Here is a 25,852-nt window from a genome sequence, read left to right as displayed (position 1 = left end):
TTGCGCTTAATCAGTGTATTGGAGGAAAGACATGAAACCGGTTTCTATTTCGCTTTTGACGATTTGTGGCATTGATGAACTGCCAACCCATCAAACCCGGTCGGTTTCGCATGTGCTTTCGGTCCTTGATCCGGAAAGACCGGACCCCGATGCATTCGCGGCTTATGCCCCCCATGAACGTACCATTTTGCGGTTCCACGATATCATTGATGAACTGCCCGGTCAGATGGCTCCGACGGTCGCCCATGTCGAAGAGGTTCTCGCCTTTGGTGAGGGACTCAAAAACACCGTCGATGCCCGTAAGGACGGCCATTTGCTGGTGCATTGCCATATGGGCGTTTCACGTTCGACAGCAGCGATGCTGACGCTAATGGCGCAAACCCAGCCCGATGCAAACGAAGATGAACTTTTTGCAACCCTTCGTGCCATGCGTCCGATTGCCTGGCCAAATTCGCGGATGATTGCCTTTGCTGATAATCTGCTTGGTCGGGACGGTAAGCTGACGGCTGCCCTTAACCGGCATTATCGCTATCAGCTTGAACATGACGATCATTTCGAGGAATGGATGACATCGCTTGGCCGTGCGCGTGAAGTGGCACTTGGGAAAGCGGCCTGAGTGTGTCTTAGATAAGCTGGATTAAGCCACTTTGTTCGCGAAGTGGCTTTTCCTTTGCCTGATGAATTGAATCGATTTAAAAACGTCGCGTCCCACAGCAAATGATAATGCCCGCAACCCGTTTGCGGGCGATATAAACGGAGAAACGCTATGAGCGCAAAAGCAGTTTGCCTTGGGGAATTGCTGATCGATTTTGTTCCGACCGTAACTGGCACCGGCCTTGCCGATGCGCCGGCATTTGCCAAGGCCGCAGGTGGTGCGCCGGGCAATGTGGCTGTGGGATTGCAGCGGCTTGGAATTGAAACGGGTTTTATCGGCAAGCTTGGCGATGATGCATTCGGTCATTTTCTGGTCGATACGCTCAAAGCCGACAATGTCGATACATCGGGCATTGTCCTGACCAAGGAAGCCCTGACGGGCCTTGCGTTTGTTTCATTGCGGGCCGATGGCGAACGTGAATTTTCTTTCTATCGCAGCCCGTCGGCCGACATGCTGTTGTCGCCGTCCGATCTGGATCAGGACATGCTGAAGGGATGCGCGCTGTTTCACTATGGCACGCTTTGCATGATCGACGATGATCCGCGCGCGGCGACGGTTGCGGCCATCGACATTGCACGTGAAAACGGCGCGATCATTTCATGTGATCCGAACCTGCGCCTGCCGCTTTGGCCCAGTGCCGATGCCGCCCGTGATATGCTGCGTCTTGCGATTACCAAGGCGGATATTGTGAAAATTTCTGACGACGAAGTCGCCTTTATCACCGGCAAGGATGATCTTGAAGCAGGCGTTCGTGAATTGTGGTGCGATCACTGGAAACTGATGATCGTGACGTCGGGCCCGAAAGGCAGCCGGTTCTTTACACCTGATTTCGAAGGTTCGGCCGATCCGTTCAAGGTCACGGCTGTCGACGCGACCGGAGCAGGGGACGGTTTTACTGCCGGTTTCCTGTCACGTTTGTTGAAAGATCCGCAATTGCTGGAATCCGCGGAAAAGGTCGAGGCAGCATGCCGTTTTGCCAATGCGGTAGGTGCAATAACAGCCACCAAACGCGGTGCGATTGCTGCCCTCCCGACCGAAGCGCAGGTTTCGGAATTTCTTTCTGCAAACTGATTAACCGGTTAATATCCGTGGTGATGGCAATCCTGTTCCCGCCGGATTGCCATCAAAATGTCCCACAAACTGTCCCACAAATGGTCGCATCGGCGTGTTAGTGTTTTGACATGACGTCGATATTGTTTGCTATCTGTTTGAAGCCGAGGGTGGAATGTCCACAGAAAATCTGACGACCTGTTGGGAAAAGCTTGATCGACTGGGCGCGGAAGTTTCCAAGAACCTTAATTTACGCAAAGCCTTTGCCGATGATCCGGCGCGGTTTGCGCGTTTCCATGTCACGCAGGACGATCTGTTTATCGATTATTCGAAAAACCTGATCACCGATGATGTGATGGCCGCATTACGTGAATTGGCGGAAACGGCCAATGTTGAAAACTGGCGCGAACGGATGTTTGCAGGTGATCGGATCAATATCACTGAAAACCGCGCTGTTCTTCATACGGCACTTCGCAATCTGGATGGCAATCCGGTGATGGTCGATGGCAAGGACGTTATGCCTGATGTCAAGGACGTCTTGGTACGTATGAAACGCTTTGCCGCGCGTGTGCATACCGGCGACTGGAAAGGCCATACCGGCAAGGCGATCACCGATGTGGTCAATATCGGGATTGGCGGTTCCGACCTTGGCCCGGTCATGGTGAACGAGGCACTCCGTCCGTATCATATCGACGGTATTCGCTGCCATTTCGTTTCCAACGTCGATGGCGCGCATATCGTTGATACGCTCAAAGACCTTGATGCGGAAACGACGCTTTTCATCATTGCATCCAAGACCTTTACCACCGACGAAACCCTGACCAATGCCTATTCGGCGCGCGACTGGCTTGTTGGTTTGCTGAAAGACGAGGGTGCTGTTGCCAAGCATTTTGTCGCGGTATCGACTGCCTTGGACAAGGTTGCTGAATTCGGTATTGATACCGACAACGCGTTTGGTTTCTGGGACTGGGTCGGTGGGCGGTACAGCCTTTGGTCGGCTATCGGCTTGCCGATCATTCTGGCGGTTGGTTACGAGAAATTCGAAGAATTGCTGCGCGGTGCGCAGGCGATGGATAATCATTTTCGTTCAGCCCCGCTTGAGCGCAACATTCCGGTGACGCTGGCCTTGATCGGGGTGTGGTATCGCAATGTTCTGGGCGCGTCCAGTCAGGCAATCCTGCCTTATGACCAGCATCTTTCACGTCTGCCGGCTTATTTGCAGCAGGCCGATATGGAAAGTAATGGCAAGTCGGTTACCCGCGATGGCAAGCCGATCTATTACGAAACCGGCCCGATCATCTGGGGTGAACCGGGTACCAATGGCCAGCATGCCTTTTATCAGCTGATCCATCAGGGCACGGAACTGATCCCGGTTGATTTCATCGTTGCGGCGAATGCGCTGCATCCATTGGCAAACCATCATGACAAGTTGGTGGCGAATTGCTTTGCACAGGCCGAAGCCCTGATGCGCGGCAAGACCGAGGCCGAAGTACGTGACGAACTTGCCGGTGGCAATCTGACCCCGGCCGAGATTGATGTGCTGGCACCGCAAAAGATCTTTGCCGGGAACAAACCCAGCACAATGATCCTTTACAAGCAGCTTGATCCCTTTACGCTGGGACGTCTGGTTGCAATGTATGAACATAAAATCTTTGTTCAGGGGATTATCTGGAACGTCAATTCCTATGACCAGTGGGGGGTCGAACTTGGCAAACAGCTTGCCAAGGAATTGCTGCCAATGGTTCAGGGGAATGAAACTGCCGATAGCCGTGACGCTTCAACCGCCGGTCTGATCCATCAGTTGCATGCCCTTCGGGGTTAATTTTGATCCGACAAATCTGTGGATTTATGGGGCGGTGTCAGCCTGACTGGCACCGCCCCTGATATTTGCGCGATGATCCCGACAACGGGCAGAGCAATATTTGACATCGTCCCAGCAATTACGCCATTTGCGCCTCCAGGCAAACGGTCGATTACAGGTCAGGCAGGTTTTGTGTGGCAGGGCTGATTTTGTCGGCCTTTGACCATTGGCATTTCGGCGCATCCCAAATTACCCGATCAGTGTCTCGATCATGGCATGGGCCGCGCATTTTCCGCTGCGCCATGCGGCTTCCACCCTTGCACCAAGACACCAATCGCCCGCAGCAATGACGCGCCCGTTCATGCCGCTAAGATGACTTTTTCCAAGCGATTTGATCGTGCGGGCATATCGCCAGCGATGCGTGTTTACGGACACCACATCGGGAAGCTTTGCACCGCTAGCTTTATGCAGTTTTTCAAGCAGAAGGAATGCGATGCGTTCCTTGTCTTCTTCCAGGTGATCACGTGACCATTCCGGACTTGCGTGCAGAACCCAAAGATCAGGTGAAGGTCGATGGATCAGATCACGGTGATCGCCATTGCGTGCCGCCCAGCTGATCGCAGGATCGGGATGGATCATGGCATCAAATGCCGTGGGCAACGGTTTGGCAAATGCAATCATTGCTGCCCAGCACGGTGCCATTTCCACATCCGCAATGGGATCAAATCTTGGGGCAAGTGGTTGCAGAAGCTCTGCGGTTTGCGGGGCAGGGGCGGTAACAATCACACCGTCAAATGGCCCGAATTCACCATCCAGATCGTCATGCAGGATAAAGCTGCGTGGTCCGGCGGTTTCGATACAGGTAATACGGTGTTCTTTGCGGATTTCAAACGGATCAAGCAGCGGGGTGATCAGTTTGTTCATTTGCGGTGACCCCTGATACCAGATATCTGCGGCCGTATTTGTACGTTTCAAAGCCGATGCCGGTGCCCCTGCGGTTGCGTTTTCACCACGAAGGAGATGTGGTTGCCATTTCCGAACGGATTTTTGATGTTCGGCCTGTTGTAGGAATGATTGAAATTCCGGATGCAGCGCCGTGACATATTGGGCGCCATGATTGAAATTGCCCAATTCGGTACGACGTGTTGCAAGTCGCCCTCCGGCACCACGGCTTTTTTCAAAAACCGTTACGCAAAAGCCGACTGCATGAAGTGTGGCCGCCGCCCGAAGGCCGGCCATTCCCGCACCGATCACGGCAATATTCATTGGGGCCATTTTGTTGTTCCTGTTCGAACCTTGTGAACCTTTTCCTCCTTACGTCAAAAGTCGTTGTTTGGAGCATCAACACCCCGAAGATATTTATGAAACTGTCATCGTCAGGTCATTAAACCGTTACGCATTGTCCGCAGTTTGTCTGCCACGGTTCATCCAGTTTTCAGGGGGAAATATGCGTTATTCTTTGATGGCCACGGTGGCATTTTCGGTTATGCTCGGTGCCTGCGGCACCACGACAACGTCAAAAAACATGGTAATGGCCGTTGATACGGCATCGCCTGCCGCCAAGCCGCTTTCAATCGTGCCGATGGGCGACTATCGCACCGGCATGTTTGACGAAGGGGCCGCGGAAATTCCGGCTTTTGACCCGGTGACCAAACGCATATTCGTAGTCAATGGTGGCGACAAGTCGATTGATATTCTTGATATGTCGGACCCTGAAACACTTGCAAAAATCGGTTCGGTCAAGCTTTCGACATGGGGTAAGGCGGCAAACAGCGTTGCCGTTCATGGCAATATTGTCGTAGCGGCTGTCGAGAATGACGACAAACAGGCACCGGGCAAGGCCGTGTTCTTTAACACGGATGGTGATTTCATTGCGGCTGTAACTGTCGGTGCATTGCCCGACATGATCAAATTTACTCCGGATGGCAAGCACGTTCTGGTCGCGAACGAAGGCGAGCCGAACGATGCATTCGACAATGACCCGGAAGGCAGTGTTTCGATTATCCCGGTATCGGGAAATCTCACCGATCTGTCAGATGCCGATGTTCGCACGGTAAACTTTGGCTTCCTCAATGATGTGGACCTGCCTTATGGCATGCGGACATCAAACCCGGGAACGTCGACCGTGGCACAGGATGTCGAGCCGGAATATATCGCCGTCTCAAAAGACAGTAAAACGGCTTATGTTTCACTTCAGGAAAACAATGCGGTGGCGATCATTGATATTGAAACCGCAAACGTTGTCCGGGTTGCCGGTCTTGGCTTCAAGGACCATTCGGTCAACGCATTTGATGCCAGCGACAAGGACGGCAAAATCAACATCCGTACATGGCCTGTGATGGGCATGTATATGCCAGACACGATCGATGCTATCGAAATCGGCGGCAAAACCTGGGTCCTGACGGCAAACGAAGGCGACTCACGCGACTATGACGGCTACAGCGAAGAAACCCGCGTCGGAAAACTGACCCTTGATCCGGTCGCCTTCCCGAATGCCGCAACCCTGCAAAAAGATGAAAACCTCGGTCGCTTGAAAACGACCACTGCGCAGGGCGATACGGATGGTGATGGCGATTTCGATGTGATCTACAGCTATGGGGCACGTTCGTTCTCGGTCCTGAATGCGAATGGCGACATGGTCTTTGACAGTGGCGACAAGTTCGAACAGTTCATGGCGGCCAATTACGAGAGAGTTTTCAACGCATCGAACACTGAAAACTATAGCCGCGATAACCGTTCGGATGACAAAGGCCCGGAACCCGAAGGTCTGGCAACCGGCTACGTTAATGGCACACCTTATGCCTTTATCGGTCTGGAACGTCAGGGCGGATTTATGGTCTATGATCTGACCAATCCGACTAATCCGCAATTTGTCACCTATCATTCAGATCGTCGTTTTTCCGGCAATCCGGAAGCAGACACCGCAGGTGAACTTGCCCCGGAAGGTATGCTGTTTGTCGAAGCAAAGGATAGCCCCACCGGCAATGCCATGCTGATCGTGGCAAGCGAAGTATCGGGCAGTACAAAAGTTTATGACCTGAAATAGGTTTTTAAGCTGCTGTATATAAAGAGATTTCACCTGAAAAGCCGGGGATTTTGTCCTCGGCTTTTTCAATTATGTCCGGTGCTTGGTAAAATGGTTCAATCCTGTAACGTTATGCACTAAACTCCGCGCCACGGTCCGGTTCCGGGCTTGTCGACCGAAGGGAGGCGGAGACTGAGTACGCGACGTGAACCCCATATTCTGGTTGTCGATGACGATCAGGAAATCCAGAAGCTCCTGAAAAAATTCCTGCTCCAGCACGGGTTTCGTATCACCACCGTTTCCGACGGGGCGGAGATGCATCGTGCGCTTCGTGACTGGAATATCGATCTGGTAATCCTTGATATCATGTTGCCCGGCGAGGATGGTTTTGCGCTCTGCCGGGATGTGCGCCGTAATTCCAAGGTGCCGATTGTCATGCTGACTGCGGTGGGCGAGGATACAGATCGTATTCTTGGTCTTGAACTGGGTGCAGATGACTATCTGACCAAGCCGTTCAATCCGCGTGAATTGCTGGCCCGTATTCGTGCCGTTTTCCGCCGTTTTGAAACTGGTACCGTGACACAGGTCCATCACGAAGAAACCAAAACCCAGAAAATCCTGTTTGCCGACTGGACGCTCGATATCGGATCACGTGAATTGCGCGATCTTGATGATGTGGCGGTGCATTTGTCGACCGGGGAGTTTTCGCTGTTGCTGGCGCTGGTCAAGCATAACAAGCGTGCGCTTTCGCGTGAACAGCTTGTTGATATCGTACGCGGGCAAAGCTCTATCCCGTTTGACCGCAGTATCGATATCCAGATCAGTCGCCTGCGCCGCAAAATTGAAAAAGATGCCAAAAACCCCAAACTGATTAAAACGGTGCGCGGGATCGGCTATCAGTTCTGTGCCGATACGAGGACCGTCTAGGAATTCGATCCATGACAGATCAGATTGGTGCGATTTCCGAATATATGCGGCGGTTCAAGCCCCGCACGCTGGGCGGACGCATCTTTATGATCATGATGGTCGGCGGTGTCATCATCGCGGGCATCAGTTCAATCGCATCGAAATACATCATCGAACGGAGCGAGCGGATCAGCCGAGCCTATACTTTGGGCTTTACCATTCGCGAATTGATCCTGATTGCCGAAAGTCCGGAGTTACAGGGAAATATCGTTGATATAGCCGCGCGTGACGGGCTTTCTGTTCGTGTTCTGCCATCTGACGATATCGGTACCATTCTTCTGTTTTCGCGCCCGGCACAACATATCGCAATGCCCGCACGTCTGGCCGATACGGGCTGGCCGACATCGGTAAAGGTCCATTTTCGGCGCGGGCGTCTTGGCGCGGAACAGCGCCACCTGATTGAAACCGCCGAAAATCCCAGTCTGTTTTTTGCCGGCCTATCGCGCGAAATAGCGCGTCAGGGACTTGAGGCTCGCGTTGAAATCATGTTGCCATCCGGCATGCGAATGCTGTTGTCTCATCCGGTGCTGTGGTCCGACTATGCATCGCCATCCATGGTTTTTCTGATCTTTCTGGTCGGGGTTGTTGCCGTGTTGGCGGTGTTTGCCGCTTTGGCCGATCTTCTGGCCGGTCCCTTCAAGAATTTGACCGAGGCGATCATTCGCCAGGGGGATGAAGTTGAAGGCCCCCCGGTGGAGGAGCGGGGGCCGACCGAAGCCCGGTCAATGGCCGCAGCATATAATGGATTGCGGGAACGGATTTCACGGATGCTGGGTGACAGAACCCGTATGCTGGCCGCAATTTCACACGATTTGCGCACGCCCAGCACGCGCCTGCGTCTGCGTGCAGAATTTATCGAAAATGAAGAATTGCGTGAAACCGTGTTGCGCGATCTTGACGAAATGGACGGGCTTCTCAACGATGCACTCGATTTCCTTGGTGACTGGATTAGCAAGGAAGAAGAGCGCACAGTTGACTTCACATCGGTTCTCGAAGCGATTTGTGACGATTATGCCGATCTTGGCCGTCCGGTAAGTTTCGAGGGACCGCAGCCGCTTCGTTTCAGTTCGGTTCACACCGTATTTGGCGGCGGGGACGAGGCGCATTCGTTTGGTGACAAGCGCAGCATCCGTCTGACCTGCCGGCCCGGAACATTAAAACGTGCCTTCACCAATCTGATCGAGAATGCGCTGAAATACGGTTACCGTGCCTATGTCAGTCTGGATGCGACGGCCGACACGGTGCTAGTGTCCATTCGGGACGAAGGACCGGGAATCGCCGCGGAACATCAGGAGGATGTCTTTCTGCCGTTCTTCCGTGTCGAAGGATCACGCGCACGCACCACCGGTGGCAGCGGCCTTGGTCTGTCGATTGTAAAAACGGTCATCGATGCACACGACGGGACGATACGATTACGCAATCTGCCCCGACGCGGGTTGGAAGTCACGATTGCTTTGCCGCGGCGCGTCGACAAAGGTTGAAAACAAAACGACCCGGGAATTCCGGGCCGTTTTGTTCGAAGGTCATACCATATACAAGAACGGCGGGCGGCCCCCAGAACCGCCCGCCGATCAGATCAGATCCGAAGTTCCGTTACCGGATCAAACAGACTGATCTGAGACATGTCGGCCGAGAATGTCATCATCTCGCCCGGTTGCGGTGCCCGGTCAGGCCGGACACGTGCAACGATTTCCTTTCCGCCGATTTCGACAACGGTCATGGTGTCAGCACCGGTCGGTTCAATAACCTCGACCTTGCAGTCGAAATTGACATACTGGCTGCCCGGTTCATCAGAACCGGTACGCTTGTGCGTCAAACCTTCCGGACGGATGCCGAAAACGACATCTTTCCCGACATAGCTCTGATAGCTTTCCGGCGCATCTTTCAGCGGCAGAATGATCGGGTCGTTATCGCGTTTGATCGATACGGCCAGATTGCCATTGTCATTGATCAGGGTTGCGTTGATGAAGTTCATCGACGGCGAACCGATAAAGCCAGCAACAAAGATGTTGTTCGGGCGTTCATAGATGTTCTGCGGCGTATCGAACTGCTGCAGAATGCCGTCTTTCATGACCGCAATGCGCGAGGCAAGGGTCATGGCTTCGATCTGGTCGTGGGTGACGTAAACGATGGTGGCACCCAGACGCTGATGCAGTTTCTTGATCTCGGTGCGCATATCGACGCGCAGCTTGGCATCAAGGTTCGACAGCGGTTCGTCAAACAGGAAGATGTCCGGATCGCGAACCAGTGCACGGCCCATCGCAACGCGCTGGCGCTGACCACCCGAAAGCTGGGATGGCTTGCGATCCAGCAGGGCTTCGATCTGTAGCAGTTTGGCGACATCGGCAACCGCCTTGTCACGTTCTGCTGCCGAAACACCACGGATTTCAAGGCCGAAGGTGATGTTCTTGCGAACGGTCATGTTCGGGTAAAGCGCGTAGGACTGGAACACCATGGCGATGTTTCGGTCCTTGGGGTGAACATCGTTGATCACGCGATCACCGATGCGGATTTCCCCGTCGCTGGAACCTTCCAGACCTGCGATCAGGTTAAGAAGGGTCGATTTGCCGCAACCCGACGGGCCGACCAGAACGAGGAACTCGCCGTCTTCAATAGCAATATTGATTTCTTTGAGAACCTCGACAGGACCGAAGGCCTTGCGAACTTTATCAAGGGTGAGTGATGCCATTTGCTTATCCCTTCACCGAACCGGCGGTCAGGCCGCGGACGAAGTATTTTCCGGCCAGAACATAAACAAGCAGGGTCGGCAGGCCGGTCAGCAGGGCTGTGGCCATATCGACATTGTACTGTTTCACGCCGGTCGTGGTGTTGACGATATTGTTGAGTGCGACAGTCATCGGCGCATTATCGCCAGAGGCGAAGGAAGCACCGAAAAGGAAGTCATTCCAGATCTGGGTAAACTGCCAGATGACCGACACGACGATGATCGGTGTCGAAATCGGCAGAATGATACGCCAGAAAATGGTGAAGAAACCTGCGCCGTCGATGGTGGCTGCCTTCACCAGTTCATCCGGGATCGAAACATAGTAATTGCGGAAGAACAGGGTGGTGAAGCACAGGCCGTAAACGACATGCACAAGAACAAGACCGGTGGTCGAGCTGGCAAGGCCAAGTGACCCCAGAACCTGTGACATCGGCAGCAGCACAACCTGGAACGGAATGAAGCAACCAAACAGCAGCAGGGCAAAGACGATATTAGCCCCTTTAAAACGCCATTTGGTCAGGGCATATCCGTTGATCGCACCAAGGAAGGTCGAAATCAGAACCGCCGGAACCGCCATTTTGACCGAATTCCAGAAGTAAATTTTGATGCCTGAACATTCAACGCCGACACAGGCTTCATTCCACGCATAGTTCCAGGCATCGAACGTGATGACGCGCGGCAGCGAAATGAGTGAGCCTTCCCGGATTTCATCGAGCGACTTCAACGAGGTCGAAATCATCACGAAAAGCGGGAACAGATAGTAGGCTGCGAACAGGATCAGAACGAGATATAGCAACCCGCGCAGTATGGTATGTTTCCAGCCTGCGTCGTGGCTGTAATGCTGAATATCAGCCATTTTTCTTGCCTCCGCGCAGTTCGGAATACAGATACGGCACAATGATCGCCATCACGGTCGCCAGCATCATCATGGCACTTGCTGCACCAACGCCCAGCTGGTTGCGCTGGAAGGCCATCGTGTACATGAAGGTTGCCGGAAGATCGGACGAATAGCCGGGGCCGCCGCCGGTAAGTGCAATGACGAGGTCGAAGCTTTTAACGGCCAGATGGGCCAGAACGACAATGGCACTGAGGAAAACCGGACGGATCGACGGAATGATAATCCCGAAATAGATGCGGGGCAGGCTGGCACCATCCATATAGGCTGCGCGAATGATGTCCTGATCGACGCCGCGCAATGCCGCAAGGAACATTGCCATAACAAAACCCGATGCCTGCCAGACGGCTGCGATCACGACCGTGTAGATCGCCATGTCCGAATTGACCAGCCAGTCGAATTTGAAACTGGTCCAGCCAAGGTCATGCATCATGCTTTCCAGGCCAAGGCCCGGATTGAGAAGCCATTTCCAGACGGTACCCGTCACGATGAAGGACAGGGCCATCGGATACAGGAAAATTGTGCGAAGGACGCCTTCGGCGCGGATGCGCTGATCAAGAAGAACTGCAAGCAGGCAGCCAAGAAACAGGCAGATAACAATAAAGAGACCGCCGAAAATCAGCAGGTTCTCGATGGCAACATGCCAGCGTTCCATTTGCCACAGACGTTCGTATTGCCGCAGGCCGGCCCAATCCCAGACCGGAAGCATGCGCGATTTCGAAAACGCCATATAGCCTGTCCACAGGATGAACCCGTAGACGAAAAACAGGGACGCAGCAAAGGACGGTGCAACAACGATCTTGGAAAGATGACGCTGGATGCTGGCCGTCAGGTTGCTTTCGGTGCTTGAAGAAGCCCCCATACCCTTTGCCTCAAACAATTAAAGTAGCGGGAATCCGGCCCCGGAAATGTCCGGGGCCGGTGCGTCGTCAGTCAATGTGACTGTACAGGTCAGATGAGATTAGTCTTTGGCCAGTTCAACAGCTTCGACCAGCCGCGAGACGGCTTCGTCAGACGACATGTCGGAGTTGAAATGTGCGGTTACGACGTCAATGATCGCACCCGAAAGATGACCGCGAAGAGCCATGCCGTGTGCCATCGACGGAAGGAACCCGCCTGCGTCCTGGGCAGCCAGAAGGTCAGCCTCGGATTTCTTCGCACAATCGTCAAATTTGTCGAGCGGAACGCCAAGACGTGCCGGGATCGAGCCTTTGAGAAGGTTGAAGGTTTCCTGGAATTTCTGGCCAACGATCAGTTCTGCAAGCAGTTTCTGGCCTTCTACCTTGTCATCGCCCGAAACATTGAACATCGCAAAGCTGTCAACGTTGAACAGGTAGCCGTGTTCGGACGGGGTTGCCGAACAGATGAAGTCTTTGCCCGGGACTTTGCCAGCAGCAAGGAATTCGCCTTTTGCCCAGTCCCCCATGATCTGCATGGCGGCATCGCCATTCATGACCATAGCTGTTGCAAGGTTCCAGTCACGACCCGGGAAGTCGGCATCGACATAACCGCGGATTTTGCGCATCTGGTCGAATACGGCTTTCATCGTGTCGGATTTCAGCGCGTCTTCGTCGAGATCAACCAGGGCTTGCTGGTAGAATTCCGGGCCGCCAAGCCCAAGAACGACGGTTTCAAAGACGGTTGCATCCTGCCACGGCTGACCACCATGGGCGACAGGCGTGATGCCGGCCGCTTTGAGCTTGTCAGCAAGGGCGTTGAATTCGTCCCAGGTTTTCGGCGCTTCGGTGGCACCAACTTTGGCCAGCAATTCCGGGTTTGCCCAGATCCAGTCAACACGGTGAATGTTTACAGGAACGGCAACATAATCGCCTTCATACTTCATGACGCTCTGAATAGCTGGCGGAATGACTTTGTCCCAGCCTTCTGCTTCGGCAACGTCATTCAGATCGGCAAGTGCACCCTGTTCTGCCCAATCCTGGATCGCCGGGCCTTTAAGCTGAACAGCGGCCGGGGCATCGCCCGACAGAACGCGCGAACGCAGCACGGTCATTGCGGCGTCACCGCCACCACCGGCAACCGGGCTATCAACCCATTTGCCACCACGTGCTTCGAAATCTTCTTTCAGGGCAGAGACCGCTTTGGCTTCACCGCCCGAGGTCCACCAATGCAGGACTTCGGCAGTCGGTTCGGCATGTGCGAAGCTTGCAGTCGCGAGAGCAGAGAACGCCACACCGGTGGCGAGAATGGTTTTGCGCAGATTCATTTAGGTTTCCTCCCTGGCTTTAAACCAATTGCAGCGACAACATGCTGCCAAGGGGGACCCTTTGCACTCACAAAACTGTAACAGGGCGTTTCCAGAATGCGAACTGAAACAAACTGTTACAAAAATAGCATGGTAGTCCTGAATTATATTGCACGGCAGCAAGAAAAATTAGCGTATTTCGCCGCAAGACAGTTATTCCAATGATGCACAACTGAATGAAATGTGTCCGTATTTGTAACAGCTTGGAAAAGGCGTGCCGGTGCAATTTGAATTCAGCATGCGTCCTCCGGAGAAGGCGGGAAAAGCTCTGCGAGAGGGTGAGGGACTTTAGTATTGATACTGTGCTGCTCTTGGCATCGTGCCAGAGATGCCAAGATACCTTGACATGGAACAGTTTGGCATTATTAATCGCCGCCATGAAAAACGTTATTTGCCTGTTTGCTGATTTCTATTACGGCCCTGCCACATAAGGCGGGAGCGTTTTTCTATGTTCAACCGCTGCGTCGTCGGCGGTTGATTTATAAGGCAGGCACCGGCATCGCAGCTCTTCGGAGACAGACGATGCCTTTTTTATTTCCAGATCACCCGACCATCGGGATTTTCGGGTTCGGCGCCTTTGGTTGTTTGACCGCCCGGCATCTGGCAGATCATTTTCCGGTTTTGGTACATGATGTTAATCCTGATGCGGTTTCGGCATACGTGTCGGAAGCAGCGCATGGAAACATTCGGGCGGCTGATATTCTAAGCGTGGCGAAATGCGATATCGTCATTCTGGCCGTCCCCGTTACGGAAATGAGATCTGTGATCGCGACGATTTCACCATATTTGCGTAAGGGGGCGATTGTTCTGGATGTCGGGTCCGTGAAAATGGAACCAGCGCAGGCAATGCTTGAAGGGCTTCCCGATCATGTCGAGATCATCGGTACCCATCCGTTGTTTGGTCCGCAAAGTGCGCGGGACGGTATTTCCGGGCTCAAAATTGCGATATGCCCTGTGCGGGGATACAAATTTCGCCGGATTGCCGCGTTCCTGCGCCTTGTTCTGCGGCTCAAGGTTTTTGTTGTTACTCCGGAGGTCCATGACCGCGAGGCCGCGGTCGTGCAGGGTGTAACGCATCTCATTGCCAAGGTTCTTGCCCGGATGGATCCATTGCCTGTGCGCATGACAACAGCAAGCTTTGACTTGCTGGTCAAGGCCACCGAAATGGTGCGCTACGACGCGCCCAGCGTTTTCTGGGCGATTGAAAACGAGAACCCCTATGCCGGTGCCGTGCGGGAACAGTTCTTTGAATTGGCAATGGGGGTACGTGATCAGCTAGCGGGTGATAAATGTGTGGTTGCCGCGGGAATGGCGAAATGAGATTTTTGCCGTGCGTGGCTATGTTGCGTTGCCGCATGGGGGCGAAGGCTGAAATATATGATTCATTTCAATTTTTCCTGTGATGAAGGCTACAAGTTTCACAATTGAACCCATTCAATTGTGACGTTTTGGAATAGATGATGTGCAATCTTTGGCGGTTGAGATATATGGCACTTGGGAGCATATTGCATTGCAGAAAGCGAAGTGATGAACGCGCCGACCAAAAGCGGAAGACCCGCAGGCTAGCGTTCTTATTCTTAAACCAAGGAGGTTCAACATGTTCCTGTCCAGTATTCTCGTTGCTGTTCGCCGTTGGGCCTATGCACGCTCTGTCGCGAACGAACTCTACAATCTCGACAAGCGTGATCTGGATGATGTCGGGATTTCCCACTGGCAGATCAAAGACGTAGCGCGCAAAGCTGCTCGTGACGCGATCGCTTAAGCCAGACTGAATTTCGACAGCGCCAGTTTGTAGGCAGCTGTGTAAGCAGAAGCCGGACATTTCGTCCGGCTTTTTGTTTTTCTGTCTTCTGAATACGCCGCTGTATTTCAGATGATCCCGGCTACCACAGGCTTGCCTGATGTGATGGCTTTGGGATTTTTCCGGTATCCATCTGTGTCAGGAAATGCTCGGCCTGTTCGATTAGTGCCGTTTTACTGTTCCCATTCATACGCGACCAATTGCGATATGGCATAGCAAGGCGCGGATTTTTGCCGAGTTTATCGACGTTACGATCCAGGAAGTGCCAGTAAAGTGCGTTAAAGGGGCATGCATCGGGCCCTGTGTTCTTATTGGGACTGTATTGGCAAGCCGTACAGTAATCAGACATCCGGTTGATGTATTTTCCACTCGCAGCATAGGGCTTGGACGCCATTTTTCCCCCGTCGGCATAAAGTGCCATGCCAAAGGTGTTGGGAAGTTCCACCCACTCAAATGCGTCGATATAAACTGCCAGATACCATTCACAGACTTCCTTTGGATCCAGACCGGATAGAAGCGCAAAGTTGCCAATCACCATCAATCGCTGAATGTGATGTGCGTAGGCATTGTCCAGCGTTTCGGTGATGGCGTGATGCAGGCAGTTCATCCCAACATTCCCATCCCAGAAAAAGGCGGGTAGGGGGCGTCTGGCATCGAAATAACTGCCTTTTCCGTAATCGGGCCCCATATGCCAGTAAAGCCCGCGCACATATTCGCGCCAGCCAAGGATCTGACGAATAAAGCCCTCGACGGCGTTGATTGGTATCTTGCCGACGCGATAGGCATTTTCAGCGGCACGGCATACTTCATCGGGGAGCAAAAGCCCGACATTGATATAGCCGCTTAGAAGAGAGTGATAAACAGTGCTGCTTTTTACAGTCATCGCATCCTGATAGTCACCAAATAGCGGCAATCGATGTTCTATAAAGTGATCAAGGACTGTAAGCGCATCGCGTCGGGTAACCGCCCAGCCGAAACTTTCGTGATCCCCGCAGGCATTCGGGAAATCCTGTTTAACCCGGTTGAGCAATGCCTGCGTGATGCTATCCGGTTTGAAAGTCAGGGGGCTTGGCGGCCTGTGATCATCGGGAAGGCGTTTGCGATTATCGTGATCAAAATTCCACTGACCGCCAACCGGTTTGCCATCCGGTTCCATCAGGATACCGGTTGTACGTCGCAGTTGCCGATAGAAATACTCCATACGGAGTTCCTTGCGGTTTTCAGCAAATTCCGCAAATACCGAAAGTGGGGCAAAGAAACGATCATCGTCGCGAACATCAAGGACGATACCGAACTTGTCCGCCCATGTTTCGATTTCCGTGCGTATCCGCCATTCGCCGGGCTCTGTAATGATTACCTGTTTTACCGGATGATTTTTCAATGCCAGTTTCAGGGCATCGCTAAAGCTATTGGTCGGCTGATTCTCATAATCGAAATAACAAATCGCGAAACCTTTTTCACGTAATTCATGAGCGAAATGGCGCATCGCAGACAGAATGAAGACAATTTTCTGCCTGTGATGGGCGACATAGTTTGCCTCGCTGTTCGGTTCCGCCATTACAATCAAGTCGTGATCAGGATCGGCATCCCTTAAACTTGCCAGTGAAACAGACAGCTGATCACCAAGTATGAAACGGATTGATTTGATGGCAGACATTTAACGGGCGACCTCTGGCAGCGAAAATCATATTTCCGACTCGTACGCGAAAAAAGGTCCCAGAGATTGGTTGAAGCAAACAAAAACAACCGAAAACGGGCGGACCGATTTTCATTCGCAATGGTTACTGCGCGAATGATTTTTACTTGTGTGCCATGATCTGAAAATTTGCAAAAAAATCGGCTAAATTATTGATAATGGTAATCAAAGGCGCGGTTTTCCCTTGAAAAGGGGAATGGTCGATCCCACTATTTGGACAGCCCAATCATCAGGAGTGCCACCATGAAGGGTGATCCCAAGATCATCAGTTATCTTAATCGCGTGCTGACCAACCAGTTAACGGCGATTAACCAGTATTTCCTGCATGCCCGTATGCTCCGCGACTGGGGCGTGGAAGAAATGGGCGAGTACGAATACAAACTTTCGATCAAGGAAATGAAACGTGCCGATGACACCATCGAGCGCATTCTGTTCCTTGAAGGTCTGCCCAATCTTCAGAATTTGAACAAGCTTATGATCGGCGAGAATGTCGAGGAAATCGTTTCCTGCGACATGAAGTTCGAGTTGGCAAGCCTGCCGCTTCTGCGCGAGGCGATTAGCGCCTGCGAAAAGGCCGAAGACTTTGTAACCCGCGATCTGCTGGTCAAATTCCTTGAAGATCAGGAAGAACATGTCGACTGGCTGGAAACGGAGCAGTGGCAGATCGAAAATGTCGGTATTCAGAATTATATTCAAAGCCGTTCTGGCGACGGCGACTAACACATCAGGAGCTTGAACGCCATGAAGGGTAACAAGAAGGTTATCGACGCGCTGAACAAGCAGCTTACGGCTGAATTGTCCGCCGCCGACCAGTACAACACCCATGCCGAGATGTATCTCGATTGGGGTTTGCATGCACTTTATGCTCGTATGCATCATGAAAAGGACGAAGAACTCGAACATGCAAAACGCCTGATCGAACGTATTCTGTTCCTTGAAGGTGTGCCCGATACCGCGTCGCGCAGTCCGATCAAGATCGGCAAAACCGTGCCCGAGATGATGAAAAACGATCTCGAACACGAATATCATGTGATCGATCTTCTGAAAAAGGCGATTAAACTTGCCGAGAAGGAAGAAGATTATCAGACGCGCAATATGCTGACCACGCTGCTGGATGACAGCGAAGAGGATCATGCATATTGGCTTGAACAGCAGATCCGTCTGATCGATATGATGGGCTTGCCGAACTATATCCAGTTCCGCGCTGTTGGCGAGCCGAACCCGCACGGTTAAGGTTGCCAAATGTCATTTGAAAACCCCGGTATTGTCCGGGGTTTTTTTATTTTTATCAGATATTTGCGGGTGAATTGATAACGCAAAATCAATCCGCCCGTTTTATGCTTGACCTTCCAGTTGCTGGAACCTCTATGGTCACCCATATCAAGTTATTGATTATGGAATGGTGACCTAAATGGACAGGCGATCAGAACCCGACATCCCTGAAATTCGTGGCAATGGTGCCCCCGGTTTGAAAAAACCGACGGACGAAGGGGCGCGTGGCGAAGTGACCCTGCAAATCGGCGGGATGACTTGTTCATCCTGTGCCGGTCGGATTGAAAAGGCATTGGGCAAGCTGCCCGGTGTATCGTCCGAGGTGAACCTTGCGCTGAATTCTGCCCATGTCACCTTTGATCGTGATCAGACATCAGTTAGCAAACTGGCCGATACCATCCGTTCTGCGGGCTATTCTGTTGCCGATGAAAGCCGGTCTTTTGATATTGATGGCATGACCTGCGCCAATTGCGCGCTTCGCGTCGAAAAGGCATTGAGCAAACTGCCCGGCGTTACGGAAGCCAGTGTCAATTTCGCACTGGAGCGGGCCGATATTCATACCTTACCGGGACAGGTTGGTGACGCCGATGTCATCGCGGCTGTTGAAAAGGCCGGTTATCACGCTGTTTCACGAGGCAAATCGGGTCAGGAAAACGGGCAGGATCCCGCAGACCAAAAGAATTCCGACAAGTCGCTTTGGTGGCTGGCGGCTTCGATTGTCCTGACCGCGCCGCTGGTGGCCCAGATGATCTGGATGTATCTGGGGGTCGATTTTCATTTGAGCCCTTGGGTAGAACTGGCGCTGGCGACCCCGGTGCAGTTCCTGATCGGTTGGCGGTTCTATCGCGGCGCCTGGATGGCGTTGCGTAACGCCAGTGCCAATATGGACGTGCTGGTCGCACTTGGCACGTCGGCCGCCTATTTCCTGAGCCTTTATAACATGATTGTGGCTGATCATGACGGGCAGACGCATCTTTATTTCGAGGCATCCGCCGCGATCATCACCCTGATCCTTGCCGGTAAAATCATGGAAGAACGCGCCAAACGCGGTGCGTCGGCGGCTATTCGTGAACTGATGGCGCTACGTCCGCGCCGTGCGCGTAAACTTGACGAAACCAAAGGCGAAATTGAAATCGATATCGCCCAGCTTGTTATCGGTGACACCGTCAGGGTTTTGCCAGGTGAACGTGTTCCCGTTGATGGCAAGGTTTCAGCAGGTGAAAGTGAACTTGATGAAAGCCTGATCACCGGAGAAACACGCCCGGTCGCGCGTGTGGCAGGGGATATGGTCGTTGGTGGTGCGGTCAATGGTACCGGGCGGCTTGATGTCGAAGTCACCGCAATCGGCGAAGATACAACACTGTCGCGGATCATTCGGCTGGTTGAACATGCCCAGACCGGAAAGGCACCGGTTCAGAAACTGGTCGATAAAGTTTCCGGGATTTTTGTGCCCGTGGTCGTCTTGATTGCCTTGGTTACCTTTGGCGGATGGCTTTTATTCGGTGCCACGATGGAAGCATCGATTGTGGCCGCTGTTTCGGTTCTTGTTATTGCCTGCCCCTGTGCATTGGGGCTTGCGACACCAACCGCACTGGTGGCGGGCACGGGGGCCGCGGCGAAAAGCGGTATCCTGATCCGGAACTTCGATGCGCTGGAACAGGCACACAATGTTGATACCGTCATTTTTGATAAAACCGGTACGCTGACCGAAGGTAAGCCAACAGTTCGATACATCAAACCCGCAGAGGGCACAGATGAAGCCGAACTGCTGCGTATGGTCGCCGCCGTGCAGGCCGCAAGCGAACATCCGCTGGCGCGTGCAATCGTCAATGCCGCACGCAAACAGGAAATTAAAATTCCTGACATCACTGATTTTAGCAGCAAAACCGGTGCCGGTGTTCAGGCAAAGGTTGAAGACCACAATGTCGTTATAGGCAATGAGGCAATGCTTGCCGATCTTGGTATTGGATTGCCAGATGGTGATCTTGGCAGCCAGATTGCCGATTACGAAGGGCGCGGCCAGACCGTCATTCTGGTTGCGATTGACGGCAGGTTCGCCGGGTTCATCACGCTGGAAGATCGCATTCGTGCGTCGGCTAAACAGGCGATAGCCGATCTGAAAGCGCGTGGGATCAACAGCATCATGTTGTCTGGAGACGGTGAAGATGTTGCTTCCTATGTTGCAAAGCAGCTTGGTCTTGAAGAAGGCCGCGGTCGTATCCGGCCGCAGGACAAGGCGCGCGAGGTCGAAAAACTGCGCAAGGCTGGCCGTCATGTTGCCATGGTCGGCGATGGTATCAATGATGCGCCAGCCTTGGCTGCGGCGGATGTTGGTATTGCGATGGGGGGCGGTACCGATGTGGCCATGGAGACGGCGGGCATTACCCTGATGCGGTCTGACCCGGCACTTGTTGAGGGGGCAATTGATGTGTCGATCGCAACACGGCGCAAGATCGCCCAAAACCTGTTCTGGGCGTTTGGTTATAACGTGATCGGCGTGCCGTTGGCGGCGTTCGGTATCCTGAGCCCCGCGATTGCGGGGGCTGCGATGGCGTTGAGTTCGGTTTCGGTCGTCAGCAACTCGCTGTTGCTGCGCGGTTGGAAAGTCCGCGGAGAAAAACCATGAATATTTCCGATGCATCCCGCGATAGCGGTCTTCCGGCGAAAACCATCCGTTATTACGAGGATATCGGACTGGTAAAGCCCGGTCGGCTTGAAAACGGCTACCGGGACTACAGCGACGATGACTTGCACAAATTGCGCTTTTTGCAGCGTTCCCGGGGGCTTGGCTTTTCGGTAGAGGATTGCCGGGTGTTACTGTCGCTCTACGAGGATCGAAACCGTGCTTCGGCAGATGTGAAGCAGATTGCCAAAACACATCTGATCGAAATCGAACGCAAGATCGCAGAACTGCAAAGTCTGCAAAAGACCTTGTCGCATCTGGTTGACGAATGCCAAGGCGATCATCGTCCTCATTGTCCTATCATCAACGATCTCGCGGGATAGCCTGCTTAAATCTGAAGAAGGAAGACATTCGTTGAAGAAGAAAACGATTTTTGCCCTCGGCGGAGCTGTGGCCGTGTCCGCAATCGTGGTGATTGCTGTTGTCTTTTCAGGTGCCTACCCTAAAAAAGATGCGGCGCAGGTTCGCTTGCAACCCGATAATTTGCAACTGGTTGCAATGGGCAAGAAAATCTATGATGCCAATTGTGCGTCCTGCCACGGTCGTGATTTTAAAGGGGAAGCAAACTGGCGCGAACGACGCGACGATGGTTTGCTGCCTGCACCTCCCCATGATGAAACCGGCCATACCTGGCATCACCCGGATGATTTGCTATTTGCATTGACCAAATATGGTCCGGCGAAAATGATCGGTGATGGTTATCAGTCTGCGATGCCCGGCTTTGAAAAAGTTCTGACGGATGAGGAAATCATAGCATCCCTGTCCTATATCAAAAGCCGCTGGCCCAAAGAAATCCGGATGCGCCACGATCAGATGAACAAGTCGGCCGCCCAATAAAGCACAAGGCCTGGCAATGTCCTGCCGGGCCTTCATGTTTTTACGACATAAAACCTAAACGCGGGGCAGGGTGATTCGTACTGTTGTGCCCTTGCCAAGGTCGCTTTCGATGCTTAGTCGTCCACCGTGCAATTCAACCAAAAGCTTGGCCAGCGGCAAACCAAGTCCCGTTCCGGCACTTTCCTTGACCCCAGATGGGTGCAATTGGGAGAACCGGGCAAGCGCACGTGGAATGTCGTTCGGACTCATGCCGACACCATTATCCTGAATGGCAAAACAGATTTCGTCGTCCAAGACCGTCAATGTTACGGAAATCTCTCCCTTGTCGGGGGTGAACTTGGCGGCGTTGCTGAGTATGTTTATCAGGATTTGCTTCAGTTTCAGGCGATCACATGGCATCACCAATGGTTTTTGCGGCAAATTCAGGATCAGTTTGTGATGCCGTTTCTTGATGTCGTCGCTGACTAGTTTTGTTGCTTCCTGCGTTACAGAAACAATATCGTCTTCTGCCAGTTGCAAAGCCATCGAGCCATTCGAAAGCTTCGAGACATCAAGAACATTGTTCACGAGTTCAAGCAGATGCGTTCCAGCCTCGTACACGTCGCGTGCGCAGTCACGATAGCTGTCGGAAATATCGCCCAGCACGCCTTCGGCGATCAATTCGGAATTGCCGATAATCGCATTAAGCGGGGTGCGCAGTTCATGCCCCATATTGGCAATGAAGTCGGATTTTGATGCATTGGCGTCCGAGCGTTCGCGATTCTGTTCCATCAAGGTGCGCTCGGCCTGTTGCTGCCTGTCATTTTCAAGCAGCGTCATCAGGACAGCTGTGCGTGTTTCGTTTTCGCGGAAATATTCCAGCGGGGCGATGGACAGATCGCACATGTGGCTTTCATCGCTGGCATTGACCAGCACGATATCGCCGCGCCATGTCCTACCGGATGCAAAGACATCATCAATGTCATTGAGAAGTCCGGCAGACAGAAAGCCCGCCTTGCGCCCTATCATTCGGTCGCGGGCAACACCGATCAGGTTCGCCATGGCGTCATTGCACTGCAAAACCTTGCCGCTACGCTCGCAGATGACGGCGGCATAGGGCAGTGCGTTCAGAACAACTTGATCTGCCAATGGCGCGGTTTCCGCGTCAATCGGGGAGTCTGTGGTCATGTCGGCCCCTGGTCCCATCGTTATCCAGCAATCAATCGTTTAAAAACGGTCGATACCCAGTCCAAGAAGCGAGATATCGGGTTTGCGTCCGTCAATGAGATCGGCAACAGCCTTTCCAGAACCACAACTCATCGTCCACCCCAAAGTCCCGTGCCCCGTATTAAGATACAGATTATCATATTTGGTATCACTAATAACAGGGACAGAATCAGGTGTTACAGGACGAAGTCCCGACCAGAACTCGATTGTTGAACGATCACCGGAATTTGGAAACAATTCGAATGCCTTGTCGGCAATCATTTTTTGGCGTCGTTCCGACATTCTAAGATTATAGCCGTCCAGTTCCGCCGTTCCCGCGACGCGTAGCCGGTTTCCAAGCCGCGAATAGACCATCTTCACACTGTCATCAATCAGGGCCACCCGGGGGGCGCCGTTATGGCCAGTGGTATCGATGCTGATCGAATATCCCTTGCACGGGTAAACCGGCAAATGGATGCCAAGCGGCTTTAACAGAAGCGGGCTGTAACTGCCCAGACACATCAGATAACGATCACCGGAAATATCGCCCTGATCGGTGCTGACGGCGGCAATGCGGCCCTGATCCTGTTTAAGTCCGGTGATGGTGGTGTCGAGCCTGAAGATGGCACCGCGTTCACGGCAGCGGTCTGCCAGAAGTTCGGTAAATTTTCGCGCATCCCCGCTTTCATCGTCGGGGGTAAAGCTGCCGCCGATGATTTTGGCATTGCTGTCGCGCAAGGCTGGTTCGATTTCAAGGCATTCGGTGGCACTGACCATGCGGCGGTTCAGGCCAAATTCCTGCATCTGGCGGGTTGCCTTTTCGACCGTTGCCAGTTCGTCTTCGTTTCGACAGACGTGAAGAATACCCTGTTCGAGATGGTCATATTCAAGGCCAAGGCTGCTGCGCAGGTCTTTTAGGCAGGCGCGGCTGTATGTCGCAACGCGCAGTGCCTTTTCAAGGTTCACGCGTGCCCGTTTATCGGTGCAGTTGCGCAGGAACCGGAGACCCCATGAAAACAGTTGCGGATCCCAGCGCATCCGGAACAACAGCGGCGCTTCTTCGCGGCCAAGCCATTTCAGTATCTGTGCGGGGGTATGTTCATTTGCCCACGGTGTGGCATGGCAGGCGGAAATCTGGCCACCATTGGCAAAGCTGGTTTCCTGACCTGCGGCGTGCTGTCGGTCAATGACCGTAACCTGATGGCCGTTTTCCAAAAGATACCAGGCCGCCGTCGTCCCAATGACGCCAGCGCCCATCACGACAACATGCATACCGGAAAAGCCTCGTTACGGATCGTTAAGTACGCGTTAGTCTCTGACTCGCGATTGCGTTTGCAATATACTGATCGGGAAAACAAATAGCTACCGGTGTCTGTTCGTTTTCCGGATGATCCGGCAAGCACGCCAATGTACCGAATGTGACAGGTGAAAATGTTTGAAGTCCTCACCACTGAACAGATGTACGAAGCCGACCGCAGAACCATTGAAGCTGGCACATCTGGCGATGTCTTGATGGAAAATGCCGGTGCGTCTGTTGTTGCCGAAATCGTGTCGCGGTGGACTGCGCGTGCCGCAACGGTGTTATGCGGGCCGGGGAACAATGGCGGCGATGGCTTTGTCATTGCCCGCCTTTTACGCAATGCGGGGTGGTCGGTACGGTTGGGGTTGCTTGGCGATGTTGAAAAGCTGACCGGGGATGCCGCCCTGAATGCGGGACGCTGGGATAGGGCGGTCGAGCGGCTTTCGCCTGCATTGCTGGTCGGGGCCGATCTGGTGGTTGATTGTCTGTTTGGCGCGGGGCTTGCGCGGCCAATTGAGGGTGATCTTGCCAGTCTGGTGCAGGCTGTAAACGATTCCGGCGTGCCGGTTGTTGCGGTAGATGTGCCAAGCGGGGTCGATGGCAATTCCGGCGAGGTTCGCGGTATTTCGGTCAAGGCGAACGTCACCGTGACATTCTGCCGTCCGAAACCGGGGCACTATCTTTTGCCCGGTCGCATTCTGTGCGGTCAGGTGATTGTGCGTGACATCGGTATCGCCGATCAGACGATCCGCGATATCCGTCCGATGCTTGTATGTAATGAGCCCGGTGTGTGGCGGGCGGGCATTAACTGGCCCGGTGTGGATGGGCATAAATATCATCGGGGGCATTTGCTGGTGATTGGCGGGGCTACCATGACCGGGGCAGGCCGGCTGGTGGCAAGGGCGGCGCGCCGTGTTGGGGCAGGGTTGCTTACAGTTGTGGCAGAACCCGCAAGCCTTTCGGTTTATGCCGCGGATAGCCCCGGCATCATGACGGCACCGATTGCGACCCTTGATGACCTGTTAAAGGATTGTCGTCACAACGCGTTGGTGATCGGGCCGGGATTCGGCGTTGGGGATGAAACATGCAGCCGGATCATTACGTTGCTGCATTATTGTCGGTGCACGGTTCTGGATGCCGATGCGCTGACCAGTTTCGCAGAACAGCCCAGCACGCTGTTTTTTGCCATTCAGGGGCCAACGGTGTTAACGCCACATGAAGGCGAATTTGCCCGTCTGTTTCCTGATATCGAAGGCGACAAGCTAAGCCGGGCGCGGGCCGCAGCCAAGCGAAGCGGTGCGACCGTCCTGATCAAGGGGGCGGATACGGTTGTTGCCGCCCCAGATGGCCGGGCGGCAATCAACACGATCGATGCGCCGTGGCTGGCAACAGCCGGATCGGGGGATGTCCTGGCCGGGATTATCGGCGGGTTGATGGCACAGGGGATGGAAATGTTTGATGCTGCCTGCATCGGGGCGTGGCTTCATGCGCGTGCCGGGGTGGATATTGGTCCCGGTCTGATTGCCGAGGATATTCCGCATCATCTGCCGGTTCTGCTGGGGCAGCTTTGGCGTGCCGTGCCCAAGTGATGTCTGGATGAGGCGCTAAAGCATTTTGCTTTTAATCTGAAGCATAGCCTGCAGCCTTAAAGAAGTTCCAGCATTCATTAGGCTCGAAGATGTCGCATATATTGCCGAT

23 protein-coding genes are annotated in these 25,852 nt (G+C 53.4%); 14 read left to right on the top strand and 9 right to left on the bottom strand.

From position 1 onward, the window contains the following. Window positions 1-31 precede the first annotated feature (31 nt). The 3 genes from ABIE64_RS20175 to pgi all read left to right on the top strand — a co-directional run bounded on the left by ABIE64_RS20175 (window position 32) and on the right by pgi (window position 3,527). Window positions 32-616, top strand: a complete 585-nt coding sequence (locus ABIE64_RS20175) for a tyrosine phosphatase family protein (protein WP_354378399.1) — start codon at window positions 32-34, stop codon at window positions 614-616. 150 nt (window positions 617-766) lie between these two features. Next, a complete protein-coding gene (locus ABIE64_RS20170; protein WP_354378398.1) occupies window positions 767-1,726 on the top strand; it encodes a PfkB family carbohydrate kinase in 960 nt (319 codons plus the stop codon). A gap of 154 nt (window positions 1,727-1,880) precedes the next feature. Then, window positions 1,881-3,527, top strand: a complete 1,647-nt coding sequence (pgi, locus tag ABIE64_RS20165) for a glucose-6-phosphate isomerase (protein ID WP_354378397.1) — start codon at window positions 1,881-1,883, stop codon at window positions 3,525-3,527. Between the two features lie 24 nt (window positions 3,528-3,551). Here pgi and ABIE64_RS20160 read toward each other — a convergent pair whose 3' ends face one another. Next, window positions 3,552-3,749, bottom strand: coding sequence for a DUF2256 domain-containing protein (locus ABIE64_RS20160; protein WP_354378396.1), 198 nt, complete (start codon window positions 3,747-3,749; stop codon window positions 3,552-3,554). 6 nt (window positions 3,750-3,755) lie between these two features. Beyond that, the gene (locus ABIE64_RS20155; protein WP_063091900.1) at window positions 3,756-4,781 is read right to left on the bottom strand and encodes an NAD(P)/FAD-dependent oxidoreductase; all 1,026 of its coding nucleotides are present in this window, start codon (window positions 4,779-4,781) and stop codon (window positions 3,756-3,758) included. Between the two features lie 172 nt (window positions 4,782-4,953). Here ABIE64_RS20155 and ABIE64_RS20150 point away from each other — a divergent pair, with 172 nt between their 5' ends. The 3 genes from ABIE64_RS20150 (at window position 4,954) to ABIE64_RS20140 (ending at window position 8,978) form a co-directional block, all read left to right on the top strand. Next, window positions 4,954-6,552, top strand: a complete 1,599-nt coding sequence (locus ABIE64_RS20150) for a choice-of-anchor I family protein (protein ID WP_354378395.1) — start codon at window positions 4,954-4,956, stop codon at window positions 6,550-6,552. 147 nt (window positions 6,553-6,699) lie between these two features. Beyond that, on the top strand, window positions 6,700-7,458 hold the full coding sequence (locus ABIE64_RS20145; protein WP_240478846.1) for a response regulator: 759 nt from the start codon (window positions 6,700-6,702) through the stop codon (window positions 7,456-7,458). An 11-nt stretch (window positions 7,459-7,469) separates the two neighbouring features. Continuing rightward, window positions 7,470-8,978 (top strand): ATP-binding protein, encoded by a 1,509-nt coding sequence (locus ABIE64_RS20140; RefSeq protein WP_037991360.1) that lies wholly within the window; start codon window positions 7,470-7,472, stop codon window positions 8,976-8,978. Between the two features lie 95 nt (window positions 8,979-9,073). Here the strand turns inward: ABIE64_RS20140 and ABIE64_RS20135 are convergent, their stop codons facing one another. The 4 genes from ABIE64_RS20135 to ABIE64_RS20120 all read right to left on the bottom strand — a co-directional run bounded on the left by ABIE64_RS20135 (window position 9,074) and on the right by ABIE64_RS20120 (window position 13,341). Beyond that, window positions 9,074-10,186 (bottom strand): ABC transporter ATP-binding protein, encoded by a 1,113-nt coding sequence (locus tag ABIE64_RS20135; RefSeq protein ID WP_007089384.1) that lies wholly within the window; start codon window positions 10,184-10,186, stop codon window positions 9,074-9,076. Between the two features lie 4 nt (window positions 10,187-10,190). Further along, window positions 10,191-11,078, bottom strand: a complete 888-nt coding sequence (locus ABIE64_RS20130) for a carbohydrate ABC transporter permease (RefSeq protein ID WP_037991355.1) — start codon at window positions 11,076-11,078, stop codon at window positions 10,191-10,193. Further along, the gene (locus ABIE64_RS20125) at window positions 11,071-11,979 is read right to left on the bottom strand and encodes a carbohydrate ABC transporter permease (protein WP_007089386.1); all 909 of its coding nucleotides are present in this window, start codon (window positions 11,977-11,979) and stop codon (window positions 11,071-11,073) included. The genes ABIE64_RS20130 and ABIE64_RS20125 overlap by 8 nt, the downstream gene beginning before the upstream one ends. Before the next feature lie 99 nt (window positions 11,980-12,078). Continuing rightward, window positions 12,079-13,341: an ABC transporter substrate-binding protein gene (locus ABIE64_RS20120; RefSeq protein ID WP_037991354.1), complete on the bottom strand. Its 1,263-nt coding sequence runs from the start codon at window positions 13,339-13,341 to the stop codon at window positions 12,079-12,081. A 561-nt stretch (window positions 13,342-13,902) separates the two neighbouring features. Between ABIE64_RS20120 and ABIE64_RS20115 the strand changes: the two genes are divergently transcribed. After that, a complete protein-coding gene (locus ABIE64_RS20115) occupies window positions 13,903-14,700 on the top strand; it encodes a prephenate dehydrogenase/arogenate dehydrogenase family protein (protein ID WP_354378394.1) in 798 nt (265 codons plus the stop codon). A gap of 277 nt (window positions 14,701-14,977) precedes the next feature. Beyond that, complete coding sequence (locus tag ABIE64_RS20110) at window positions 14,978-15,142, top strand: DUF1127 domain-containing protein (RefSeq protein WP_007089389.1); 165 nt, start codon at window positions 14,978-14,980, stop codon at window positions 15,140-15,142. A gap of 121 nt (window positions 15,143-15,263) precedes the next feature. On the opposite strand, the gene ABIE64_RS20105 is transcribed toward ABIE64_RS20110, so the two are convergent. Beyond that, window positions 15,264-16,838 carry a cryptochrome/photolyase family protein gene (locus ABIE64_RS20105; protein ID WP_354378393.1) on the bottom strand — a complete coding sequence of 525 codons (1,575 nt, stop codon included), beginning with the start codon at window positions 16,836-16,838 and terminating at the stop codon, window positions 15,264-15,266. Window positions 16,839-17,120: 282 nt separating this feature from the next. On the opposite strand from ABIE64_RS20105, the gene bfr (ABIE64_RS20100) reads away from it, so the two are divergent. The 5 genes from bfr (ABIE64_RS20100) to ABIE64_RS20080 all read left to right on the top strand — a co-directional run bounded on the left by bfr (ABIE64_RS20100) (window position 17,121) and on the right by ABIE64_RS20080 (window position 21,669). Next, window positions 17,121-17,597 (top strand): bacterioferritin, encoded by a 477-nt coding sequence (gene bfr / locus ABIE64_RS20100; RefSeq protein ID WP_354378392.1) that lies wholly within the window; start codon window positions 17,121-17,123, stop codon window positions 17,595-17,597. Between the two features lie 21 nt (window positions 17,598-17,618). After that, complete coding sequence (gene bfr / locus ABIE64_RS20095) at window positions 17,619-18,110, top strand: bacterioferritin (RefSeq protein ID WP_007089392.1); 492 nt, start codon at window positions 17,619-17,621, stop codon at window positions 18,108-18,110. Window positions 18,111-18,288: 178 nt separating this feature from the next. Further along, entirely contained in the window at window positions 18,289-20,775 is a 2,487-nt protein-coding gene (locus tag ABIE64_RS20090) for a heavy metal translocating P-type ATPase (protein WP_354378390.1), read from the top strand. Then, entirely contained in the window at window positions 20,772-21,155 is a 384-nt protein-coding gene (gene cueR, locus ABIE64_RS20085) for a Cu(I)-responsive transcriptional regulator (protein ID WP_007089394.1), read from the top strand. Before ABIE64_RS20090 ends, cueR begins: the two co-directional genes overlap by 4 nt. Window positions 21,156-21,186: 31 nt before the next feature. Then, on the top strand, window positions 21,187-21,669 hold the full coding sequence (locus ABIE64_RS20080; protein ID WP_354378389.1) for a c-type cytochrome: 483 nt from the start codon (window positions 21,187-21,189) through the stop codon (window positions 21,667-21,669). A gap of 54 nt (window positions 21,670-21,723) precedes the next feature. Here the strand turns inward: ABIE64_RS20080 and ABIE64_RS20075 are convergent, their stop codons facing one another. Both ABIE64_RS20075 and ABIE64_RS20070 read right to left on the bottom strand, forming a co-directional pair. Next, window positions 21,724-22,836: a PAS domain-containing sensor histidine kinase gene (locus tag ABIE64_RS20075; RefSeq protein WP_037991336.1), complete on the bottom strand. Its 1,113-nt coding sequence runs from the start codon at window positions 22,834-22,836 to the stop codon at window positions 21,724-21,726. Between the two features lie 39 nt (window positions 22,837-22,875). Beyond that, window positions 22,876-24,126 carry a D-amino acid dehydrogenase gene (locus tag ABIE64_RS20070; protein WP_354378388.1) on the bottom strand — a complete coding sequence of 417 codons (1,251 nt, stop codon included), beginning with the start codon at window positions 24,124-24,126 and terminating at the stop codon, window positions 22,876-22,878. Between the two features lie 159 nt (window positions 24,127-24,285). Here ABIE64_RS20070 and ABIE64_RS20065 point away from each other — a divergent pair, with 159 nt between their 5' ends. Continuing rightward, window positions 24,286-25,743: an NAD(P)H-hydrate dehydratase gene (locus ABIE64_RS20065; protein WP_354378387.1), complete on the top strand. Its 1,458-nt coding sequence runs from the start codon at window positions 24,286-24,288 to the stop codon at window positions 25,741-25,743. Window positions 25,744-25,852 lie beyond the last annotated feature (109 nt).

Source organism: Thalassospira sp. MBR-102 (genome assembly GCF_040549275.1).
Lineage (GTDB): Bacteria > Pseudomonadota > Alphaproteobacteria > Rhodospirillales > Thalassospiraceae > Thalassospira > Thalassospira xiamenensis.
The sequence above is the reverse complement of the archived record's forward strand: the minus strand, read 5'-3'. Positions and strand labels throughout refer to the sequence as shown.

Bases quoted from the DNA above. Each gene is read 5' to 3' on its own strand.
- ABIE64_RS20175 (WP_354378399.1), top strand. From the start codon at position 32: ATGAAACCGGTTTCTATTTCGCTTTTGACGATTTGTGGCATTGATGAA.
- ABIE64_RS20170 (WP_354378398.1), top strand. From the start codon at position 767: ATGAGCGCAAAAGCAGTTTGCCTTGGGGAATTGCTGATCGATTTTGTT.
- pgi (WP_354378397.1), top strand. From the start codon at position 1,881: ATGTCCACAGAAAATCTGACGACCTGTTGGGAAAAGCTTGATCGACTG.
- ABIE64_RS20160 (WP_354378396.1), bottom strand. From the start codon at position 3,749: ATGCGCCGAAATGCCAATGGTCAAAGGCCGACAAAATCAGCCCTGCCA.
- ABIE64_RS20155 (WP_063091900.1), bottom strand. From the start codon at position 4,781: ATGGCCCCAATGAATATTGCCGTGATCGGTGCGGGAATGGCCGGCCTT.
- ABIE64_RS20150 (WP_354378395.1), top strand. From the start codon at position 4,954: ATGCGTTATTCTTTGATGGCCACGGTGGCATTTTCGGTTATGCTCGGT.
- ABIE64_RS20140 (WP_037991360.1), top strand. From the start codon at position 7,470: ATGACAGATCAGATTGGTGCGATTTCCGAATATATGCGGCGGTTCAAG.
- ABIE64_RS20135 (WP_007089384.1), bottom strand. From the start codon at position 10,186: ATGGCATCACTCACCCTTGATAAAGTTCGCAAGGCCTTCGGTCCTGTC.
- ABIE64_RS20130 (WP_037991355.1), bottom strand. From the start codon at position 11,078: ATGGCTGATATTCAGCATTACAGCCACGACGCAGGCTGGAAACATACC.
- ABIE64_RS20125 (WP_007089386.1), bottom strand. From the start codon at position 11,979: ATGGGGGCTTCTTCAAGCACCGAAAGCAACCTGACGGCCAGCATCCAG.
- ABIE64_RS20120 (WP_037991354.1), bottom strand. From the start codon at position 13,341: ATGAATCTGCGCAAAACCATTCTCGCCACCGGTGTGGCGTTCTCTGCT.
- ABIE64_RS20115 (WP_354378394.1), top strand. From the start codon at position 13,903: ATGCCTTTTTTATTTCCAGATCACCCGACCATCGGGATTTTCGGGTTC.
- ABIE64_RS20110 (WP_007089389.1), top strand. From the start codon at position 14,978: ATGTTCCTGTCCAGTATTCTCGTTGCTGTTCGCCGTTGGGCCTATGCA.
- ABIE64_RS20105 (WP_354378393.1), bottom strand. From the start codon at position 16,838: ATGTCTGCCATCAAATCAATCCGTTTCATACTTGGTGATCAGCTGTCT.
- bfr (WP_354378392.1), top strand. From the start codon at position 17,121: ATGAAGGGTGATCCCAAGATCATCAGTTATCTTAATCGCGTGCTGACC.
- bfr (WP_007089392.1), top strand. From the start codon at position 17,619: ATGAAGGGTAACAAGAAGGTTATCGACGCGCTGAACAAGCAGCTTACG.
- ABIE64_RS20090 (WP_354378390.1), top strand. From the start codon at position 18,289: ATGGACAGGCGATCAGAACCCGACATCCCTGAAATTCGTGGCAATGGT.
- cueR (WP_007089394.1), top strand. From the start codon at position 20,772: ATGAATATTTCCGATGCATCCCGCGATAGCGGTCTTCCGGCGAAAACC.
- ABIE64_RS20075 (WP_037991336.1), bottom strand. From the start codon at position 22,836: ATGACCACAGACTCCCCGATTGACGCGGAAACCGCGCCATTGGCAGAT.
- ABIE64_RS20070 (WP_354378388.1), bottom strand. From the start codon at position 24,126: ATGCATGTTGTCGTGATGGGCGCTGGCGTCATTGGGACGACGGCGGCC.
- ABIE64_RS20065 (WP_354378387.1), top strand. From the start codon at position 24,286: ATGTTTGAAGTCCTCACCACTGAACAGATGTACGAAGCCGACCGCAGA.